Origin of the sequence: Flavonifractor sp. An306 (genome assembly GCF_002159455.1) — a bacterium.
In the GTDB taxonomy this organism is placed as follows: domain Bacteria; phylum Bacillota; class Clostridia; order Oscillospirales; family Oscillospiraceae; genus Flavonifractor.
The window spans coordinates 1-19,159 of record NZ_NFIQ01000046.1; the positions used below are offsets into that span (position 1 = coordinate 1).

Sequence of the window (19,159 nt, forward strand, 5' to 3'; positions counted from 1 at the left end):
AAGCCTGTATATGGACAAAAAACGCCGCCTCACCTGTGAGGGCAGGCAAGGCGGCAGAAGGGGGGGTACAGGGTATGAGGTATCAAAATGGGTACTGGTATTACCGTGGGGAACGGTATGCCACCCTCAGAGAAGCCATAAAGACCGTCTGGCCCAAAGGCTAAACCCTACCCCCGGCTCACAGTATAGCACGTTAGGCCGGTAAGGGTCAATGGGGGGCGGTGATTTGTCGTCCCCCCATCCCGTCACTAAATACCCTAAATACACTAAATTGGGAGGAAGCAACATGAAAGTAACAGTAAAGGACGTGCTGGCTCTGCTGCCGAACACAAAGGAGATATACCTTGTTTGGGATGGGAGCGTGTTCCAGCATAGTCCGTTTACCGCCCTGGAGTTGGATGCTTATGGGGATTATGCCGTGGGAAGTATTTGCCCCGGCGAAGAAAAGAGCATTGAGATTGTCCTTGCGGCACAGCCTATAAAGGTCAGCCGCATAAAAGTTGCACATTCCATGAATAATATACATAAATAAATGAATAAATATGAATAGCGCAGGAGTGGCAAAACCTTTCCTGCGCTATTCATTTTGAGAAAAAGGAAGTGATATTTTGAACGCAAATCAATTATATAACAACTTATTGAGATATTCAAGGGTGAATAATAGGGGGTGCGGTACTACACTCTTTTTCGATTTAATATTCATAAAGTGCCCACTTGAAAACCACCCCCGCCCATAGCAAGAGGGGGGGGGAGCTGGTTGCGCCCCACCCCTCGCTGCGGTTAGTAGCTTGCCGTGACCCTGGCCCTCAGATAGTCCTGCTCGGTGTCGATGGAGCAGTTATACCACGCCCTGCCTGTGTCGTCCCGATACGCCAGCGGGGAGCTGTCCAGCTCAAACGATGGCCCCCAGCACAGTTTTTGAGCATCCTCCACCTGGTAGCGATGACTGCGGAGCCAGCTAATGGCCTGATCTCTGGCCCGCTGGAAGTCCTTGTACTCCAATACATCGAAGGAATCAGCGGGGATAAACAGGCTCACCAGGTCTTGCCCGGTTGCCCGTGCCCTGGGCTGGTACATTCCAGGCCCGTGACCCGGCTGGGGTGCTATCTTGTATTGGTCAGTTACGGCTGGGCCGCTGCCGATGATCCTTGCAACGGTGGCATCCATCCGTTGCTGGGACTCAACCTCCTGCTGCAAGCTGTTACCCAGTAGGCGGGTAAGTGTGCTCTGGTCGATCTTGCTCATGTTACATATCCTCGCTTTCCATGTAGCGCTGGCTGCACTCCGGGCAAAATACCTTGATGGACGCCAGGTCTATCGTGTCAGTTTCATCTAGAATATCAATTAGGTCGATTTCGTGGAATCTCCCGCACTTGGGACACCTGGCCTCGATGTTATAATTGGTGATCTGGATGCGGTCTGTGCCGTCTGTTGCGTATATCATTCTGATCTCTCCTTTAAACGTCTTTTTGGCTATGACAGATTGTCATAGTATAGGGGTGTTATGTATGCCAGATTGGCACAGTCTAGGGGTGATTGCCGGGGTTACACTGTGCCAGATTGTCATAGCAGTGAGAAGTAACCGCTTGTTTTGACTATGACAAAATGTCATGGATATACTATAAATATAGCCAGGGGAGGGGATTAAATACCTGCCGTCTGGTGGCTCCTCCACCTAGTCGAAAAGAGATAGCGGTTACTCTCCCTTGTCCATCGTCCGCTGCTCTCCACCTCAATAAAGCCTGCGGAGATCAGCTCTTGGAGATAGCGCCGCATGGAACGGGGGTTTATGCTGTACTTTATAGCGGAGGACTGAGGAAATGTAAAGTTGCGCCGTCCTCCGGCTTCCATCGCTGTACAGAGGTACAAATACCTTGCACCCATTGATAATTTGTGGAACTCAGGCGACAGCAGGAGGGAATTGCCCGCCTGGATAAATCTGTTCTCTTTGCAATCGGGCTTTGCGCTCATCCAAAATGGGATAGCGCAGTTGGTGACGGACTTGCGTCGTGGCATTGGAACACCCCCCTACAGGGTACCATCATCATGGGTATTGACGACGGCCATTAGCGCCGCCTCTATCTGGTCAATAGTGACCTGCCCGTCAATAGTTTTAAGCTCACGTCTGGCCGCTTTTATGGCTTTGAGCGTGTTTAATGCTCTACTCGCCAATGTCCCGACAAAAGCGTTAATCTCCCGTTTTCCGTCCTCGCCGTCAGCTGGCCGGTAATACCCGCCACCATGCTGACAGGTGGAGAGGATTAACGCCCCGGCCTCCCGCTCCTTTGCAATGGCCGATTGCAATTCTCGCACTGATTTAAACCCACATAGACGGGACAGCTCTGTGGATCGGATAGCGTTTTCCTCGCCCCGTGAGAGCTGCTCGAAAACTGATGCTTGCGCCGGTTGGCTCGGCGTGGTACAATCTAATAAAGGGATATTGCCCGTCACAGCATTTCCCACATCTGCCTGCCTTGCTGCGCTACCAGCATGGCGGGCTTTCTTTTTGCTCTTTCTCATTGCTTCACCTCTATTTCTGTTCGGCTGGAAATCCATTCCCGCAAGCCATCCACAGGAATGAGGGTACGGGTACCCAACTTGAAAGAAGGAAAGCCACCCTGATTGATAAGGGTATATATTGTTGGTCTGCTTACACCCAGCAGACGGGCGCACTCTGCCGGGGACACAGCCAGGGGGGTCAACTTGTCGGCCATTACATCACCTCCTTAGCAAGCTGCTGGATGATGGAGAAAATCTTTTCTTTTTCCTCCTGGGGCAATTCTTTGCGGAGTTTACGGGAAAAACTGCTATCTGTAATCCCTAAAGCATCTGCAATCCGCCATAGCTTCACGCTAGATGCTACCGCTGCGCGTCTGATCTCTTGATTTTTCATTTTGCACCTCCCCAAATTATTGTTGCAATTTTTAATTGCTTATGCTATAAATATAGCAAACAACAATAACAATTACAATAAAAAATGGCTAAGATAATTGAAGTGCAAATTTTACTTGCATTACAAGGAGAGAAAATTATGCCACGCAAACGTAAAACTAAGTCGGATAACTATTACGATGTATTTCCTGTAAGATTAAGGCAAATTATGGAAGAAACAGATACAACTCAGCAAGACTTGGCTGATTACATCGGCAAAAGCAGACAGGCCATTGGATATTATGCAGATGGGTCATCGTCACCAGATTGGAAAGCCCTTTCAAGCTTAGCTATGTATTTTGGTGTATCATCCGATTGGCTACTTGGGCTAAGTAACACAAAGTCCACGAATGTTACTGTTCAGGAAATATGTAAACAGACAGGGCTATGTGAAGATGTCATGGCTATATTCACAAAAATGAGTCATGCGGAAATTGAAACCATAAATTTTATGGTTACGTCATCTCCATTTAAGACACTTATTTCGTATATGACATCTTTTTTTGCAGTTAGAAATACTCCAGATACAAAATCTCTACCAGAAAAAGATTTAAATAAGGTGGAAGAATATCTAAAGGGTACTTCTTATACCATCATCCATCGCGGAGAGCTGAAAAGAATATGTGAGCGTGAGGCCACAGAAGCATTTAAGCGCATTTTTTACAGCGATGCAAAACATATATCACTAAAAGATATATAAAAGCCGCCCCCGGTGCTGCGAACACCAGGGACGGCTAAAAGGGCAGTAAACTTTGACGGCCTACTGCCCTCCCATTCTATCAATTTCAGGGAGGAATTGCAATGGCGAGAAAGAGCAACACCAGAGGGGCCCAGGGGGCCGGGACGATCCGCCTGCGGAAGGATGGACGATGGGAGGCCCGTTATACGGTGGGCCGTAATCCCGGCACCGGGAAACAGATACAGCGGTCAGTCTATGGGGCCACTCAGCAGGAAGTGAGGAAGAAGCTGGCCCAGCTTACCACCGCCATTGACAGCGGTACCTATAAGGAGCCCTGCAAGATGACGGTGGGCCAATGGCTGGACATTTGGATGGCGAACTATATGGGCGGCGTGAAGCCCTCCACCGCTTTTCTCTATGGGGAACAGATACGGCTATACATCAAGCCAGCCCTGGGGGCGGTGAAGCTGGAGGCCCTGAACACCCACACTATTCAGGGCTTTTACAATAGCCTGAGCATCGAGCGGGAAGGGGGCAAGGTATTGTCCCCAAAGTCGGTGAAGAACATCCACGGCATCCTCCACAAGGCACTCCAGCGGGCTGTGGCGGTGGGATATATCCGCTTCAATCCGGCGGACGCTTGCACCCTCCCCAGGGTGGAAAAAAAGGAGATAAGCCCGCTCGATGAAGAACAGATAGCAACCTTCCTAAAGGTCATAGAGGGGCACCGGCACGAACTCCTTTATAAGGTGGCCCTGTTTACCGGCATGAGGGAAGGGGAGGTGTTGGGGCTCATGTGGGACTGCGTGGACTTTGAGAAGGGCACCATCACCATCAAGCGCCAGCTCCGCCGGGAACAGAAAAAGGGTGGGGCCTACTACATTACCACGCCAAAGAATAACAAGCCCCGCACCATCACCCCCGCCCCCTGGGTGATGAAGCTGCTCCGCTCTCAAAAGGCGAGACAGGCGGAACAGCAACTAAAAATGGGCCCGCTGTGGGAGAACTCCGGGATGGTGTTTACCAATGAGACAGGCGGGTATCTCTCTTACAGAACCGTGTACGATTGTTTCAAGCGCATTGTGGCCCAGATGGGCACCCCGTCCACCCGGTTTCACGATCTGCGCCACACCTTTGCCGTGGCATCCCTTCGAGCGGGGGACGATATTAAGACTGTCCAGTGCAACCTGGGGCACCACACGGCGGCATTTACCCTGGATGTATACGGCCATGTCACGGAACAGATGAAGAAGGACAGCGCCCAGCGCATGGAGGGGTTCATAAAAGGCGTTTTGAATCTGTAAAGGGTCAATTAAAGGGTCAAACCTCATTTTTAGACAGCAAAAAAGCCCTAGAACCGTTGAGACTCTAGGGCTTTCCTATGGTGGACGATACAGGACTTGAACCTGTGACCTCCCGCACGTCAAGCGGATGCTCTACCAGCTGAGCTAATCGTCCGAACAGCGTAAATTATTATACCCGGAAAAACGGGATCTGTCAATACTTTTTTCTGTTCTCTTTTTAAAAAACTTCAGCTTGGCAGATGTAAGGTTAAAACAGGGGCTTGGGGGAAAAACATGAACGGTTTTCAGATATTTGCCAAGCAGTTCCACCCGGCATTGGACGGCGGGGCGGGGCTGCAGGCCTATTGCCGGAGCCGCACCGGGCTGCTGGCGGATGATGGAGCGCGGTGGGGGGTGCTGATCCTGCCCGGCGGCGGCTATGAGCGCATCGCCCCGGCGGAGAGCGAGCCGGTGGCCCTGGCCTTTCTGGCGGCGGGGGTACAGGCCTTTGTGCTGTCCTACAGCCTGCTGCCCCAGAGCTGGCCCCAACAGTTTCTGGAGGGGGCGGCGGCTCTGGCCTGGCTCCGGGCCCACGCCGGGGAGCTGGGCATCCGGCCCGACCGGGTGGCGGTATGCGGCTTCTCCGCCGGAGGGCATCTGGCGGGCTGCCTGTCCTGCCTGTGGGACCACCCCCTGCTGGGGGAGCGGCTGGGCCTGACCCCGGAGCAGGCGCGGCCCAACGCCGCCATTCTGGGCTATCCGGTGGTGAACGACATGCGCTACATCGCCCCGCTGGGCGGGGAAGAGGAGCTGCGGCTGGACCGGCTGGTGGGGAGCGATCACCCGCCCGCCTTCCTGTGGGCTACCGGGGAGGACGCCACGGTGCCGGTGCAGAACACCCTGGACTACGCCGCTGCTCTGAAACGGGCGGGGGTGCCGGTGGAGCTCCACCTCTTTGCCCGGGGACCCCATGCCATGGGGCTGGCCGACCGGGAGAGCGCCCGGGATCAGACCCACTACAACCCCCACGCGGCCGCCTGGCACGGCCTGTGCGTGGACTGGCTGAAAGGAGTATGAGAGATGGCGCAGCGTGTGGTGCTCATTACCGGCGGCAGCCGGGGAATCGGGGCGGCGGCGGCCCGGCGGTTTGCCGCCGGGGGAGACAAGGTGGTGATCAACTACTGCCGCTCCCAGGAACGGGCGGAGGCCCTGGCGGCGGAAATTGGCGGCTGGGCGGTGGAGGCGGATGTGTCCGACCCGGAGCAGGTCAGGAATATGGTTGACAATGTGTTGGATAAATTTTGTCAACTTGACATTCTGATATGCAACGCCGGGATTGCCCAGCAGAAATTATTTGGCGATTTGACCGACCAGGACTGGCGGCGGATGTTCGCCGTCAACGTGGACGGGATGTTCTATACCATCCGGGCGGCCCTGCCCCACTTTATCCACCGGAAACAGGGGCGGATTCTCACCCTATCCTCCATGTGGGGGCAGGTGGGGGGCTCCTGCGAGGTGGCCTATTCCGCGGCGAAGGCCGCCGTGATCGGCATGACAAAGGCCCTGGCCAAGGAGCTGGGGCCCTCTGGGATTACGGTAAACTGCGTGGCCCCCGGGGTGATTGACACCGAGATGAACGCCAATCTGGGGCCGGAGGACCTGGCCGCGCTGGCGGAGGAGACCCCTATGGGGGTTATTGGAAGGCCGGAGGACGTGGCGGAGGCCCTGTGGTATCTGGCCTCTCCCGGCGCAAAATTTGTCACCGGCCAGGTTTTGGCACCCAACGGCGGGCTGATCGTGTAAAAACCGGAGTCTGATTCACAAATTGTTCATATTTCCAACAATGGCCGCCTGGCACAGGCGGCCATTGTGCAGTTTTTAGGTTGACAATTTCGGGTGAACCGCATATAATTGTCAACAACTTCTAAGAAGGAGGAATTACCATGAAGAAGCTTCGCATCCTGTCTCTTGCGCTGGCGGGTGCTCTGTGCCTTTCCATGCTGTCCGGCTGCGGCAACGGCGACCAGGGTTCCGCCAATACCCCCGGCAGCGGCGAGACCACGCCTGCCGGTACCGAAACCGGCTCCACCGAGGGCACCATCAAGATCGGCGGCATCGGCCCCCTGACCGGCTCCGCCGCTGTGTACGGCCTGGCTACCAAGCAGGGCGCCGAGGTGGCCATCCTGGAGATCAACGCTCTGGGCGGCCTGCAGTTCTCCCTGGACTTCCAGGACGATGAGGGCGACACCGAGAAGGCTGTCAACGCCTACAACAAGCTCATCGGCGACGGCGCGCAGATCATCTACGGCTGCACCACCACCAACCCCTGCGTGGCTGTGGCTGCCGAGACCTACTCCGCCCGCTACTTCCAGCTGACTCCTTCCGCCTCCTCCACCACCGTGACCGAGGGCAAGGACAACGTGTTCCAGGTGTGCTTCACCGACCCCAACCAGGGCATCACCGCCGCCAACTACATCAAGGATAACAACCTGGGTACCAAGGTGGCCGTGATCTACAACAACGGCGACGCCTACTCCACCGGCATCTACAACGCCTTCCAGGCCACCGCCGACGAGATCGGCCTGGAGGTGGTTGCCGTGCAGACCTTCCCCGACGACAGCAACACCGACTTCAACGTGCAGCTGTCCGCCGCCAAGGACGCCGGCGCCGACCTGGTGTTCATGCCCATCTACTACACTCCCGCCTCCCTGATCCTGTCCCAGGCCAAGAGCATGGGCTATGAGCCCACCTTCTTCGGCTGCGACGGTATGGACGGCATCCTGGACCTGGAGGGCTTTGACGTGTCCCTGGCCGAGGGCCTGATGCTCATGACCCCCTTCAACGCCTGGGGCGAGGACGAGCGCACCAAGACCTTCGTCAGCGAGTATGAGTCCGCTTACGGCGGCATTCCCAACCAGTTCGCCGCCGACGGCTACGACTGCATGTACGCCATCTATGAGGCCTGCACCGCCGCCGGCATCACCGCCGACATGAGCCCCCAGGACGTCTGCGAGGCCCTGATCGCCCAGTTCACCTCTGCTGACTTCAGCGTGGACGGCCTGACCGGCACCGGCATGACCTGGTCCGCCAACGGCGAGGTCTCCAAGGCCCCTGTGGTGGTCAAGGTCGAGGGCGGCGTGTACGTCACCCAGTAAGTTCATCAGCGTCCGCTGACATAGGAATGAAAGCGGGTTGCCGGCGCGCCCGGCAGCCCGCTTTTCCCCATGTTATCCCTTTGTATGGCGGACACATCCGCAGCCCGGCGGGGCCGCTGATGTTTCTGCCATACAGCGTGTCTGCGAAAATACAGAGAGAGGTGAATGGTTTGAGCTTCCTCAACAATCTGATCACCGGCATCAGTCTGGGCAGCGTCTACGCCATTATCGCCCTGGGCTATACCATGGTGTACGGCATTGCTAAGATGCTGAACTTTGCCCACGGCGACGTCATTATGGTGGGCGCCTACATGATCTTCTTTGCCACCGGCAGCTTCGGGCTGAATCCCATTGTGGGCATCCTGCTGGCCGTGGTGGTGTGTACCGTGCTGGGCGTGGTCATCGAAGGGCTGGCCTACAAGCCCCTGCGGCAGGCCTCCTCCCTGGCAGTGCTCATCACCGCCATCGGCGTCAGCTACTTTCTCCAAAACGCCGCCCTGCTGCTGTGGGGCGCCGACCCCAAGGTGTTTACCTCCGTCATCCCCGAGGGCTCCCTGCCCATTGAAGGGGTGAACATCACCTACGTGTCCCTGGTCACCGTGCTGGCCTGCATCGTCATCATGCTGGCCCTCACCTGGTTTACCAGCAAGACCAAGATGGGCAAGGCCATGCGGGCCTGCTCCGAGGACAAGGCGGCGGCCCAGCTCATGGGCATCAACGTCAACCGCACCATTTCCATGACCTTTGCCATCGGCTCCGCCCTGGCGGCCATCGCCAGCGCCCTGCTCTTCTCCAGCTACAAGAACCTGATCCCCACCAGCGGCTCCCTGCCCGGCATCAAGGCCTTTACCGCCGCCGTGTTCGGCGGCATCGGCTCCATCCCCGGCGCCATGCTGGGAGGTATCCTGCTGGGTATCATCGAGACCTTTGCCAAGGTGATCAACACCAACATCTCCGACGCGGTGGTGTTCGCCGTGCTCATCATCGTGCTGCTGGTCAAGCCCGCGGGCCTGCTGGGCAAGACCATCCGCGAGAAAGTGTGAGGTGGCGGATATGAAAAAACTTTCTCCCGACCGCAAGCGGCTGGTCAACAACTGCATCACCTACGGCATTGTCATCGCCGCCTTTGTGATCCTCCAGATCTGCAACGCCGGCGGCCTGCTGTCCCCCTCCATCCAGGGTCAGCTGGTGCCCATCTGCGCCTACGTGGTCATGGCCATCGCCCTGAACCTGGTGGTGGGCATCTCCGGCGAGCTGAGCCTGGGCCACGCCGGCTTTATGAGCGTGGGCGCCTTCTCCGGCGTGGTGGCCGCACTCTCCCTCCAGAACAGCATCCCCAACGACGGCCTCCGTCTGGCCATCGCCATGGTGGTGGGGGCGGTGCTGGCCGGTGTGGCCGGCGTCATCGTGGGCGTGCCGGTGCTTCGGCTCCGGGGCGACTATCTGGCCATCGTCACCCTGGCCTTCGGCGAGATCATCCGCAACATCTTCAACGTGCTCTATGTGGGCGTGGATGAAAACGGCCTCCACTTCTCCCTGCAGAATGAGATGGCCCTCAACCTGGCCGAGGGGGGCAAGTCCATCCTGAAGGGGCCCATGGGCTTTACCACCAACGTGAAGCTGGCCACCTTCACCGCCGGCTTTATCCTGGTGCTCATCACCCTGACCATCGCCCTCAACCTGATCAACAGCCGCTCCGGCCGGGCCATCATGGCCCTGCGGGACAACCGCATCGCCGCCGAGAGCGTGGGCATCGGGGCCACCAAGTACAAGCTGATGGCCTTCGTCACCTCCGCCGTGCTGGCGGGCGCCGCCGGCGTGCTGTACGCCATGAACTACTCCTCCATGGCCCCCAAGAAGTTTGACTTCAATACCTCCATCCTGATTCTGGTGTTCGTGGTGCTGGGCGGCATCGGCAACATCCGCGGCTCCATCATCGCCGCCGCCTTCCTCACCTATCTGCCCGAGCTGCTGCGCAACTTCAATCTGGATGAGTACCGGATGCTGGTGTACGCCATCGTCCTGATCCTGGTGATGCTGGTCACCAACAACCCCATGCTCAAGAGCGTGTTTACCTTCGCCGGCCGGAAGGCCAGGAAGGAAGAAGCCCAGAAGGGAGGCGCGGTACAGTGAACGAGCGGCTCAAAAACAGACAGCCCACCAAGATGGTGCCTGTGCCCAGCCACTCCATCGTCCCGGAGCGGGACGTGGATAAGCCCCCCATTCTGGAGTGCCAGCACCTGGGCATCGACTTCGGCGGCCTCACCGCCGTCAACGAGTTCAACCTGGCCGTGGGCCGCACCGAGATCGCCGGTCTCATCGGCCCCAACGGCGCGGGCAAGACCACGGTATTCAACCTGCTGACCAAGGTGTACCAGCCCACCCGGGGCACCATCCTGCTGGACGGCAAGGACACCCACGGCATGAACACCGTGCAGGTGAACAAGGCGGGTATCGCCCGTACCTTCCAAAACATCCGGCTGTTCGACAAGCTCACCGTGGAGGACAACGTGAAAATCGGCCTCCATAACCAGATCCGCTACCCCATGTGGAGCGGGGTGCTCCGCCTGCCCGGCTACTGGAAGAAGGAGAAGCTGGCCCATGAGAGCGCCATGGAGCTGCTGAGCATTTTTGACATGCAGGACCTGGCCAACCACCAGGCAGGCAGCCTGCCCTACGGCGCCCAGCGCCGGCTGGAGATCATCCGGGCCCTGGCCACCAACCCCTCCCTGCTGCTGCTGGATGAGCCGGCGGCGGGTATGAACCCCTCTGAGACCGCCGATTTGATGGAGAACATCCTGAAGATCCGGGATACCTTCCAGATCGCCATTATGCTCATTGAGCACGACATGAACCTGGTCATGGGCATCTGCGAGGGCATCTGCGTGCTCAACTTCGGCCAGGTCATCGCCAAGGGCACCCCCGCCGAGATCCAGGCCAACCCCAAGGTGGTGGAGGCCTACCTGGGCAGCCAGAAGAAGGAGGGCTGAGGCCATGCTGAAGGTCAACAACATCAACGTCTACTACGGCGCCATCCACGCCATCAAGGACGTGTCCTTTGAGGTCAACGACGGCGAGATCGTCACCCTCATCGGCGCCAACGGCGCCGGCAAGTCCACCACCCTGCAGACCATCTCCGGCCTGCTCCGCTCCCGCACCGGTTCCATCGAGTTCATGGGCAAGGACATCGGCAGCGTGCCCCCCGACAAGCTGGTGGCCCACGGCCTGGCCCAGGTACCCGAGGGCCGACGGGTGTTCCTCCAGATGACGGTGGAGGAGAACCTGGAGATGGGGGCCTTTACCCAGCCCGCCTCCACCATCGCCCCCAACATGGAAAAGGTGTACGCCCAGTTCCCCCGGCTGAAGGAGCGGCGGAGACAGGTGGCGGGCACCCTGTCCGGCGGCGAGCAGCAGATGCTGGCCATGGGCCGGGCCCTTATGTCCAACCCCAAGCTGCTGATGCTGGATGAGCCCTCCATGGGTCTGGCCCCCATTCTGGTGGAGCAGATTTTCGATATCATCAAGCAGCTGCACAAGATGGGCACCACCATCCTGCTGGTGGAGCAGAACGCCCAGATGGCCCTCAGTGTGGCCGACCGGGGCTACGTGCTGGAGACCGGACGGGTTACCCTCTCCGGCCCCGGCAAGGAGCTGCTGGCCGACGAGGCCGTGAAGAAAGCCTACCTGGGCGGCTGAGCAAATGTTATATGGATACATGCAAAAGGAGCACCGCGATTTGGCGGTGCTCCTTTTGCATAGATAAGAGAGAAATGAAAGAAAGCGAATCAAAGAACGGGGCGCTGGTCATACACGTCGTTATAATGCTTCAACTTGGCGCCCCAGCCGCCCAGAATACGCAGGACAGGCAGGGCGGCCAATCCCTGTACCACATGGTACTGCGTGGGCATATCCTCCCAGGAGGGGATCTGCCAGGAGAGAGAGCCGGTGCACCAGTGGCGCTCCGGCGGAGGGAGAGGCGGCAGCCCCTCGGGCGGCACAAAGCCGCTGGGGGAGAGGGTGACATAGGCTGTGTCCGCAGAGGAAAAGCCGTCACCGGTGTGGGGAATGTATTTGTAGTGGAGCAGCCCCTGGTCTTCCGGATCGGAGACGAAGGGAAGAAGTGCGTCTTCCCCGGCAGGGGGCTGCTGCCTGCGGAAGCGCAGCTCCAGAAAGGGGAACCCCCAGGAAGAGAGCTGGGTGCTGGACCACTCCCGGAAGGTGTGGAGATCTTCAATCTCTGCGTATAGCTTGGAGTAGCCCAGCTGCTCCCGGCCGCAGAGGATCGGGTCGGCGTGGTTTTCCCAGATGGCCAGCTGGTAGCGCCCCGTTATGGTCTCATTCTGTCCGTGATAGGTAACGGGGGTGTTGAAGGTGACCACATTATAGCCCCGTCCTGCCAGCCAGGGCAGATCGCGGTGCATTTTGTGAGTGACGATGACATGGGGGCTCCTGAGGGAGAAACCTTCCGGAAGAAAGTGCTCCAGAAGCTGGGGAGAGGTCTCGTAGACCAGGGAATGTTGGATGCTGGTCTGGGGCCCGTCGGCAAAAAAGCGCTCGCCCAGGGGCCCGCTTCTGGGCCCGCAGCAGGGGCCGAAGTGAACCGGCATCTGATAGGTGCGCCCGGGCTGAAAGCGGAACATTTATTCCACCTCCATCTCCAACAGGGCGGAGCTCAGGGCCTTTCCGTGCTTGTCTATGGCCAGGCTCCGGAGCACGCCGCCGCCCAGGGCCTGCTCCATGACGAAATTCAAGGCGCAGATGCCGTCCACCTCATAGCGGGTTACACTTCCCTTGCAGATATCGGAGAAATATTCCTTGACCCGCTGGGCGGTTACCTTTTTCTTCAGCATGGGATAGTCCGCTTCATTCCAGGGGATTAGGGAGATGTTGGAGATATCCCCCTTGTCTCCGGTGCGGGAGTGGCAGATCTCTTTCAGCTTCATATCAAATCACCTCATATGTGACCTGGGGCTTTACCTTGTCCCGGGGTAGGAAGAAGGAGAACACCGAAATGATCTCCGAAATATGCATGGTGGCTCCGCCGCCGCCGGCCGGCCCGTTGGTGTAAATGGAATCGCCTTCGTTGGAGACTTTGACCGCGTTTGCGCGGTCGTCCGTCCGAACCGCCACATGGAGCCGGACCTCTCCCGGCGGCGCGCTGCAGAGCAGAGCGCCAATCTTATCCCGGTACAGGGAGTTGTAGCCAATGTAATCCACCCGAGTCTCGCTGTATTGGACGCCCAGACGATCCAGCCGCTTCAGGAACACATCTCCGGCCAGCCGGGCCCGCTCCAGGGCGTTGCTGCCGCCGTAGCTGATCTCGCAGTCGGTGATGAAGCTGTCCCGGTAGCATACGTTGACCTTCAGCGTCTGCGGCACGCCGTGGCTGGTGGCGCCCCAGGCGGATACCCGGTCCTTACCATCGGCGGTAAAGCGCACCTGGGAGAAGTCCGCGATGGCGTCAGGGGTAAAGTAAGCTGTGGGGTCATGGATCTCATAGAGCATCTGCTCCTTGCAGGTATCCACGCACACCAGACCGCCGGTTCCCTCCACCTTGGTCAGCACAAAGTGGCCGGTCTCGTCAAACTCCACCAGGGGGAAGCCCAGATTATCCAGATCGGGGACGTCCTTATAGCCCGGATCGGCGTAATAGCCCCCGGTGACCTGCCCGCCGCACTCCAGAAGATGACCGGCCAGGATGCACTGGCCCAGCTCCCGCTGGTTCTCGGCCGTCCAGCCGTATTCAAAGCAGAGGGGCGCCAGGGTCAGCGTGGGGTCGGATACCCGGCCGGTGATTACCACATCGGCGCCATTGCGCAGTGCCTCGATGATCCCCTCTGCGCCCATATAGGCGTTGGCGGAGACGATGCGCTCCTTCCAGTCCCCCACACGGCCGGGAAACTCCAGAATGGGCTGGCTGCCATACTCGTCCAGCGTCTCATAGACGCTGTCCCCAGTGACAGCGGCAAATTTCAGGCCGGTGATGCCCTGCTCCCTGGCGATCTCCATCGCCTTGGCCACCGCGGCCTGGGGATTGACCGCGCCCATGTTGGTGATAATCTTTACCCCGTGTTCCTTGGCGGGCTTCAGTACCTGGGACAGCCGGTATTCCAGCAGGCGGCTGTAGCCCTTGGAGGGGTCCAGCAGCATCTCCTGCCGGGCCAGGCCGATGGTACGCTCGGCCAGACACTCAAAAATGATGTAGTCCAGCCTGCCTTCGCGGATCAGCGTGACCGCGGGGTCCACGCGATCCCCCGCAAAGCCGGCGCCGCCGCCGATGCGAATTTTTTTCATGTCAAACAGATCCTTTCTCGGTGATAGGCGGTTGTTGTCAGATGATCAGTCCGAACAGAGTCAGGAAGATCAGCAGTACGATAGACAGCGGCCAAACAAACTTGATAGTGAACTTCTGATGTTCGCCCAGGTCCAGATCGCACATGCCGGTGAGCAGCAGGGTGGCCGGAGTGAGGGGGGTGATAGCCCAGCCCAAAGTGAGCTGCCCCACCAGAGCGGCATAGCAGATACCCTGGCCGGAGATGCCCATGGCAGTGGCGCTCTGGGTGAGCACCGGCAGGATGCCATAGTAGAAGGTGTCGGCGTCAAAGACCAGAGACAGCGGCACGGCGAAAGCGCCCACCAGGAAGGGGACAAAGCGGGTGAGGGCGTCCGGGATTAGGCTGACCAGGGTATTGGCCATGGCGGTGGCCATGCCGGACTCAGTCAGAACGCCCATCAAGACGCCGGCGCCATAAAGGGCGCTGACCACAAAGACCACATTGGCGCCATGGAGGCGGATAATCTTCTGCTGGTCGGCCAGCTTGCGGTAATTCAGGAACCAGGCCAGGGCGGTTCCGGTCAGGAAGGCGGCGCCGGGGGTGAGGATGCCGGAGATCATGAGTGCCACCACCAGCACAATCAGGATGAGGTTGGGTACCACCAGCTTGGGACGCAGCAGGGAGCGCTCCTCCTCGCTGAGCTCGGCCTCCTGGTGCTGGGTCACCACGGCGCTGTAGTCAAAGCCCTCCGCCTTCAGCCGCTTGATTTCGGACAGGCCCAGCAGTACCACGGGAATTGCGCCCACGGCGATGGTGAGCAGAATGGGTATCAGCATGGGCTGGAAGAACTGGGTCAGATCGGCTTCCATAACCACGGAAGCCCGCAGCGTGGGGCCGCCCCAGGGAGAGATATTCATCAGACCGGCGGCCATGGCCAGGATACAGGCCAGATTCCGCAGCCGCATGTGCATCTGCTTATAAATAGGGACCATAGCGCCGCACACCAGCAGCACCGTGGTGGTTGCCGAGCCATCCAGATGGCCCACAATGGAGAGAACATAGGTGCCGACGCATACGTACAGGGGATTGCCCCGGCAGCAGCGAATGATAAACCGTACGATGGGGTCGAAAGCGCCGGCGGTCATCATGGTTCCGAAGAAGAGAATGGCGAATACGAACATCACGCCATTGACTGCCACGGTGGAAATACCGGCCGACAAAAAGGCCGGGATGCTGGAGAACTCACCTACCAGAATGGCGCCCAGCAGGGGAATGAGGGAAAGGGCCACCATAGTGGAGAGCTTTTTGCTCATGATGGATACGATTATCCCGAGCACAACGAGAAAACCAACAATACTCAGCCAAAGTTCCATACTTGATTCCTCCCTGTTTTCTTTTTCTGGTACACACTTGTGCCAGCAGCTTCTGCTGCGGCATCTGCCTCCTTTCTCTGGTTCCGAACTGCCATAATGGAAAAGCAAATACTGTGCCAAATAGGGAAAAGAAGGCGTGGTCAGAAAAAACCTTGAGAAATGGGGCGTTTTGTGATACGATTCCGACAGAAGATTGAACCAAAAATGATACAATGTATCAAAAGTGGTTCTAAAAATGTAGTAAAAATGATACAAAGGGGCTGGGAGAGTGACCATCCAGGAGCTGATCGAGCGATATCCCAGAGAATTTGCAGAGTACGCCGAGCGGGTATTGGACAGTTATTTCGGAAATATCTTTGTGACCTATCGCAATCAAAAGATTTTGTACGTCAACGAAAAAATGGCTTCCTCCATCCACATGACCAAGGAGGAGGTGACGGGCATGACGCTGGAAGAACTGCGGGAGCGAAAGCTGTGGCTGCGCTCGGTCTCGCAGGAGCTCTACCAGAAGAAACAGCCGTTTAACGCCTACAATGTCAGCCGTTGGGGGGAGGAGCTGTTTACCCATATCGAGCCCATTTTTGATGAACAGGGCGAGGTGGTTTTGAGCGCACAGTTTTCCATTCCCAAACGTATGCTGGCTGCGTTTTCCCAGTATGTGGATATGGAGCGGAGCAGTTTTCAAAACTACAAGGACATCGCCGAGTATTTGGACGCCCGGCAGGGGGCGGCGAAAGGGCTGGTATTTGATTCTCCCGCGGCGAAAGCGGCCTTTAGCGATGCCCTCTATCTGGCCAGAATGGACAGCACGGTGCTCATCTGCGGCGAGACAGGAACCGGAAAGGACGTGCTGGCCAATTATATCTACCACAACAGCAACCGCACCAACCAGCCCTTTGTACCGGTAAACTGCTCGGCCATACCGGCGGAACTGGTGGAGTCGGAGTTTTTCGGATACGAGCGGGGGGCCTTTACCGGCGCCAGAAATTCCGGCAAACCGGGCCTGTTTGAAATGGCGGACGGGGGAACGCTGTTTCTGGACGAGGTGGGTGAGCTCTCCCTGTCCATGCAGGCCAAACTGCTGCGGGTGCTGGAGACCGGCGACGTGATGCGGGTAGGCGGTACCAAAATGGTCCATACGGATGTGCGGGTGATCGCCGCCACCAACCGGGACCTGAAGCGGATGGTGGCGGAGCATAAATTCAGAGAGGACCTCTATTACCGGCTGAATGTCATGCCGCTGTTCCTGCCGCCGCTGCGGGAGCGGCGGGCGGACATCCTGCCGCTGGCCAGGCTTTTTCTGGATCGAAACAACCGGAAATATGATCTGGAGCGGTCCCTCACCCCGGAGATGCAGCAGGGCCTTCTGGACTACCCCTGGCCGGGCAATATCCGGGAACTGCGCAATGTCATTGAGCGCTACGCCATTTCCGGCCGGATGGATCTGGCGCCGCCCGAACTGGGGGCAGACGCCGGTGGTTATGGACGCCAAGGGACCCGGGGCGAGACCGTCCCCCTCCACCAGGCCTGCGAGGCGTTCCAGCGGGACTATATCCGCCGGACCCTGGAGGGCTGCGGCGGGTTTGTGTCCAAAGCTGCGGAGCAGTTGGGTATCCACCGGACGCTGCTGTACAAAAAGATGAAAAAGCTGGGTTTGGAAGCAGCTGGGAAACGGACGACAGAAAGAACGGAATCGGATTCCAAAAGTCTGGGCGATGTGCTATAATATAAGAGTTGGGATTGTTTTTCTGGATACATAAGGAGGAACGAGCACCGATCATGCCGAATTATTATGCGCACCTGAAATTTGGCGGCAAGGTCCTGGCGGACCTGCCGGTGGAGCTGGCCAAAACCATTGAACAGGAGCGGGAGGCCTTCGACCTGGGCTGTCTGGGCCCCGATCCCCTGTTTTTCTACCAGCCCATCCGCCCCAACGCCGTCCGGCGGGAGGGCGTGCGGATGCACCGCAACTCCGCCCTGCCGGCGGTGGAGCGGCTGCGCCAGGCCATTGAGGATGGCGTGCCCATGTCGGTGGGCTACGGGGCGGGCTTTTTGTGCCACCTGGCCCTGGACAGCGCCTGCCACGGGTATGTGAACCAGCGGGCTGTGGACGGTCCCATCTCCCACATGGCCATGGAGGGGGAGTATGACCGGATGCTCATTGAAAACGACGGCCTGGACGGCTTTGAAAAGGCCTATCTGCCCACCATCCCCGGCCGCCGCTCCAAGGTATGGGACGCGGCCTCCCGGGCCTATTACCACGCCTCGCCCCGGCAGATGCACTGGGCCTGCCGCTCCATGCACCTCTATCTGAATATCATGGCCCGTTCCAACGGCCGGGCCGCCGGCCGTGTGATCGGCGCGGTGAGCCATGTGCTGCCCATCCGCTCTGCCAAGGGCGTGGCCTTGAAGCGCAAGCCCCACCCTTCCGCGGTGGAGAGCAACGCCCATCTGGACCGGCTGATGGAGGAGGCTGTCCCCGAGACGGCCAAGCAGCTCACCGCCTTTTTCCGGGCCATTGAGGCCGAACATCCCGTACCCCGGTGGTTTGACCGGGATTTCAAGGGCGAGCCTGTCCAGATGCCCATGCAGACCCACTTCCGGGCTCCCACGGGCTATTACCTGATTACCTGAACACGATCCAAGGCCCCGCTCCGCGCACAGCGCGGAGCGGGGCCTTGCTTTTTCAGGATGGCAGCCCTTTCTGCTCCGTCTGGAATTCCGTCATGGTGCGCCAGTACCGCTTGGGCATGTGGGTCATGCGGCACCTGGGATTGTACCGGCCCTCGATGGCAATGGTGTCGTAAAACCGCCGCCACAGCCGCCGGTAATCCAGCTCCTCCTGCCCCGGCTGGTCCAGGTGAAATTCCGCCAGAGGGACGATGGCCCACCGGCCTGGCTGGTAGAACAGGGCCTCTTTGTGGGTGCGGTCGTAGAGCACGAAGGACTCCCGGCTGTACCGGGTGCAGAAGTGGGGGCGCAGCAGGGGGAGCACCCGGTTTTTGGGCTCAATTTCGCCAATCAGCAGGCCCTCCTGCTCAGAAAAGCGGGTAAAGCCCTTCAGCAGATGGGCCTCCCCGGTGAGGTGCTGAACCGCCCGGGTCAGGCGGTTCACCCGGTCGTCGGTGAGGTCCCGTACCACCCCCGGCCCCCGTTCATAGCCCAGCCGGAGAAATTCCCACAGGGCCAGCTCCTTCTCCGGCAGGCAGGTGAGAAACCCGTTGACCACCAGCTGCCGCCCCTGGACGCCGATTTTTTTGTCCAGGGACTGGTAGACCCGTTTGGCGCGGGCCTGCTCGGTGACGATCTCCCGCTCCGGCCACAGGGAGAACCGGCCGTCCTCCGGCCCCAGAAAGCAGGCCGGGGCCTCCCTGTGGAGGTAGGCCGCAAACACGCAGCACAGAAACCCGGCGAAACTGCCGTCATAGTGATAGCTGACCTGTGACCATTCCATGGGCGCCTC

Annotated in this window: 21 protein-coding genes and 1 tRNA gene; 12 read left to right on the top strand and 10 right to left on the bottom strand. The window is 58.7% G+C overall.

Annotated elements, in window-relative coordinates; all coding sequences use genetic code 11:
* The first annotated feature begins 286 nt into the window (after positions 1-286).
* Positions 287-532 carry a hypothetical protein gene (locus B5F88_RS12095; protein WP_087346375.1) on the top strand — a complete coding sequence of 82 codons (246 nt, stop codon included), beginning with the start codon at positions 287-289 and terminating at the stop codon, positions 530-532.
* Positions 533-780: 248 nt separating this feature from the next.
* Here the strand turns inward: B5F88_RS12095 and B5F88_RS12100 are convergent, their stop codons facing one another.
* The 4 genes from B5F88_RS12100 to B5F88_RS12125 form a co-directional block, all read right to left on the bottom strand.
* The gene (locus B5F88_RS12100; RefSeq protein WP_087346379.1) at positions 781-1,245 is read right to left on the bottom strand and encodes a hypothetical protein; all 465 of its coding nucleotides are present in this window, start codon (positions 1,243-1,245) and stop codon (positions 781-783) included.
* Position 1,246: 1 nt separating this feature from the next.
* Positions 1,247-1,444 carry a hypothetical protein gene (locus B5F88_RS12105; RefSeq protein ID WP_087346382.1) on the bottom strand — a complete coding sequence of 66 codons (198 nt, stop codon included), beginning with the start codon at positions 1,442-1,444 and terminating at the stop codon, positions 1,247-1,249.
* A gap of 584 nt (positions 1,445-2,028) precedes the next feature.
* Positions 2,029-2,556, bottom strand: coding sequence for a hypothetical protein (locus B5F88_RS12115; RefSeq protein WP_162612178.1), 528 nt, complete (start codon positions 2,554-2,556; stop codon positions 2,029-2,031).
* Between the two features lie 157 nt (positions 2,557-2,713).
* Entirely contained in the window at positions 2,714-2,893 is a 180-nt protein-coding gene (locus B5F88_RS12125; RefSeq protein ID WP_087346394.1) for a hypothetical protein, read from the bottom strand.
* Positions 2,894-3,031: 138 nt separating this feature from the next.
* On the opposite strand from B5F88_RS12125, the gene B5F88_RS12130 reads away from it, so the two are divergent.
* Both B5F88_RS12130 and B5F88_RS12135 read left to right on the top strand, forming a co-directional pair.
* On the top strand, positions 3,032-3,631 hold the full coding sequence (locus B5F88_RS12130) for a helix-turn-helix transcriptional regulator (RefSeq protein ID WP_162612180.1): 600 nt from the start codon (positions 3,032-3,034) through the stop codon (positions 3,629-3,631).
* 101 nt (positions 3,632-3,732) lie between these two features.
* Complete coding sequence (locus tag B5F88_RS12135) at positions 3,733-4,914, top strand: site-specific integrase (protein WP_087346400.1); 1,182 nt, start codon at positions 3,733-3,735, stop codon at positions 4,912-4,914.
* Positions 4,915-4,992: 78 nt separating this feature from the next.
* Here the strand turns inward: B5F88_RS12135 and B5F88_RS12140 are convergent.
* Positions 4,993-5,068: transfer RNA gene (locus B5F88_RS12140), tRNA-Val, on the bottom strand.
* 119 nt (positions 5,069-5,187) lie between these two features.
* Between B5F88_RS12140 and B5F88_RS12145 the strand changes: the two genes are divergently transcribed.
* The 7 genes from B5F88_RS12145 (at position 5,188) to B5F88_RS12175 (ending at position 11,744) form a co-directional block, all read left to right on the top strand.
* Complete coding sequence (locus B5F88_RS12145) at positions 5,188-5,970, top strand: alpha/beta hydrolase (protein WP_087346404.1); 783 nt, start codon at positions 5,188-5,190, stop codon at positions 5,968-5,970.
* Between the two features lie 3 nt (positions 5,971-5,973).
* Positions 5,974-6,696, top strand: coding sequence for a 3-oxoacyl-ACP reductase FabG (gene fabG / locus B5F88_RS12150; RefSeq protein WP_087346407.1), 723 nt, complete (start codon positions 5,974-5,976; stop codon positions 6,694-6,696).
* Between the two features lie 140 nt (positions 6,697-6,836).
* Entirely contained in the window at positions 6,837-8,048 is a 1,212-nt protein-coding gene (locus tag B5F88_RS12155) for an ABC transporter substrate-binding protein (protein ID WP_087346410.1), read from the top strand.
* A gap of 170 nt (positions 8,049-8,218) precedes the next feature.
* On the top strand, positions 8,219-9,091 hold the full coding sequence (locus B5F88_RS12160; protein WP_087346414.1) for a branched-chain amino acid ABC transporter permease: 873 nt from the start codon (positions 8,219-8,221) through the stop codon (positions 9,089-9,091).
* Positions 9,092-9,101: 10 nt separating this feature from the next.
* Positions 9,102-10,181 carry a branched-chain amino acid ABC transporter permease gene (locus B5F88_RS12165; RefSeq protein ID WP_087346417.1) on the top strand — a complete coding sequence of 360 codons (1,080 nt, stop codon included), beginning with the start codon at positions 9,102-9,104 and terminating at the stop codon, positions 10,179-10,181.
* 32 nt (positions 10,182-10,213) lie between these two features.
* Positions 10,214-11,038 carry an ABC transporter ATP-binding protein gene (locus tag B5F88_RS12170; protein WP_087346482.1) on the top strand — a complete coding sequence of 275 codons (825 nt, stop codon included), beginning with the start codon at positions 10,214-10,216 and terminating at the stop codon, positions 11,036-11,038.
* A 4-nt stretch (positions 11,039-11,042) separates the two neighbouring features.
* Positions 11,043-11,744: an ABC transporter ATP-binding protein gene (locus B5F88_RS12175; RefSeq protein ID WP_087346420.1), complete on the top strand. Its 702-nt coding sequence runs from the start codon at positions 11,043-11,045 to the stop codon at positions 11,742-11,744.
* Positions 11,745-11,833: 89 nt separating this feature from the next.
* Here the strand turns inward: B5F88_RS12175 and B5F88_RS12180 are convergent, their stop codons facing one another.
* Genes B5F88_RS12180 through B5F88_RS12195 form a run of 4 tightly spaced genes read right to left on the bottom strand, consistent with a single transcriptional unit; the run spans position 11,834 to position 15,696 of the window.
* Complete coding sequence (locus B5F88_RS12180; protein ID WP_087346423.1) at positions 11,834-12,688, bottom strand: acetoacetate decarboxylase family protein; 855 nt, start codon at positions 12,686-12,688, stop codon at positions 11,834-11,836.
* Entirely contained in the window at positions 12,689-12,991 is a 303-nt protein-coding gene (locus B5F88_RS12185; protein ID WP_087346426.1) for a hypothetical protein, read from the bottom strand. It lies immediately after the preceding gene.
* Position 12,992: 1 nt separating this feature from the next.
* Positions 12,993-14,342 (bottom strand): acyclic terpene utilization AtuA family protein, encoded by a 1,350-nt coding sequence (locus tag B5F88_RS12190; protein ID WP_087346429.1) that lies wholly within the window; start codon positions 14,340-14,342, stop codon positions 12,993-12,995.
* Positions 14,343-14,379: 37 nt separating this feature from the next.
* Positions 14,380-15,696, bottom strand: a complete 1,317-nt coding sequence (locus tag B5F88_RS12195; RefSeq protein WP_162612181.1) for a citrate:proton symporter — start codon at positions 15,694-15,696, stop codon at positions 14,380-14,382.
* A gap of 268 nt (positions 15,697-15,964) precedes the next feature.
* Between B5F88_RS12195 and B5F88_RS12200 the strand changes: the two genes are divergently transcribed.
* Positions 15,965-17,422 (top strand): sigma 54-interacting transcriptional regulator, encoded by a 1,458-nt coding sequence (locus B5F88_RS12200; protein WP_140402109.1) that lies wholly within the window; start codon positions 15,965-15,967, stop codon positions 17,420-17,422.
* Positions 17,423-17,475: 53 nt separating this feature from the next.
* Complete coding sequence (locus B5F88_RS12205) at positions 17,476-18,330, top strand: zinc dependent phospholipase C family protein (protein ID WP_242959776.1); 855 nt, start codon at positions 17,476-17,478, stop codon at positions 18,328-18,330.
* A 52-nt stretch (positions 18,331-18,382) separates the two neighbouring features.
* On the opposite strand, the gene B5F88_RS12210 is transcribed toward B5F88_RS12205, so the two are convergent.
* Entirely contained in the window at positions 18,383-19,150 is a 768-nt protein-coding gene (locus B5F88_RS12210) for a TIGR03915 family putative DNA repair protein (RefSeq protein ID WP_087346438.1), read from the bottom strand.
* Positions 19,151-19,159: the final 9 nt, after the last annotated feature.

Bases quoted from the DNA above. Each gene is read 5' to 3' on its own strand.
- B5F88_RS12095 (WP_087346375.1), top strand. From the start codon at position 287: ATGAAAGTAACAGTAAAGGACGTGCTGGCTCTGCTGCCGAACACAAAG.
- B5F88_RS12100 (WP_087346379.1), bottom strand. From the start codon at position 1,245: ATGAGCAAGATCGACCAGAGCACACTTACCCGCCTACTGGGTAACAGC.
- B5F88_RS12105 (WP_087346382.1), bottom strand. From the start codon at position 1,444: ATGATATACGCAACAGACGGCACAGACCGCATCCAGATCACCAATTAT.
- B5F88_RS12115 (WP_162612178.1), bottom strand. From the start codon at position 2,556: ATGGATTTCCAGCCGAACAGAAATAGAGGTGAAGCAATGAGAAAGAGC.
- B5F88_RS12125 (WP_087346394.1), bottom strand. From the start codon at position 2,893: ATGAAAAATCAAGAGATCAGACGCGCAGCGGTAGCATCTAGCGTGAAG.
- B5F88_RS12130 (WP_162612180.1), top strand. From the start codon at position 3,032: ATGCCACGCAAACGTAAAACTAAGTCGGATAACTATTACGATGTATTT.
- B5F88_RS12135 (WP_087346400.1), top strand. From the start codon at position 3,733: ATGGCGAGAAAGAGCAACACCAGAGGGGCCCAGGGGGCCGGGACGATC.
- B5F88_RS12145 (WP_087346404.1), top strand. From the start codon at position 5,188: ATGAACGGTTTTCAGATATTTGCCAAGCAGTTCCACCCGGCATTGGAC.
- fabG (WP_087346407.1), top strand. From the start codon at position 5,974: ATGGCGCAGCGTGTGGTGCTCATTACCGGCGGCAGCCGGGGAATCGGG.
- B5F88_RS12155 (WP_087346410.1), top strand. From the start codon at position 6,837: ATGAAGAAGCTTCGCATCCTGTCTCTTGCGCTGGCGGGTGCTCTGTGC.
- B5F88_RS12165 (WP_087346417.1), top strand. From the start codon at position 9,102: ATGAAAAAACTTTCTCCCGACCGCAAGCGGCTGGTCAACAACTGCATC.
- B5F88_RS12170 (WP_087346482.1), top strand. From the start codon at position 10,214: ATGGTGCCTGTGCCCAGCCACTCCATCGTCCCGGAGCGGGACGTGGAT.
- B5F88_RS12175 (WP_087346420.1), top strand. From the start codon at position 11,043: ATGCTGAAGGTCAACAACATCAACGTCTACTACGGCGCCATCCACGCC.
- B5F88_RS12180 (WP_087346423.1), bottom strand. From the start codon at position 12,688: ATGTTCCGCTTTCAGCCCGGGCGCACCTATCAGATGCCGGTTCACTTC.
- B5F88_RS12185 (WP_087346426.1), bottom strand. From the start codon at position 12,991: ATGAAGCTGAAAGAGATCTGCCACTCCCGCACCGGAGACAAGGGGGAT.
- B5F88_RS12190 (WP_087346429.1), bottom strand. From the start codon at position 14,342: ATGAAAAAAATTCGCATCGGCGGCGGCGCCGGCTTTGCGGGGGATCGC.
- B5F88_RS12195 (WP_162612181.1), bottom strand. From the start codon at position 15,696: ATGGAACTTTGGCTGAGTATTGTTGGTTTTCTCGTTGTGCTCGGGATA.
- B5F88_RS12205 (WP_242959776.1), top strand. From the start codon at position 17,476: ATGCCGAATTATTATGCGCACCTGAAATTTGGCGGCAAGGTCCTGGCG.
- B5F88_RS12210 (WP_087346438.1), bottom strand. From the start codon at position 19,150: ATGGAATGGTCACAGGTCAGCTATCACTATGACGGCAGTTTCGCCGGG.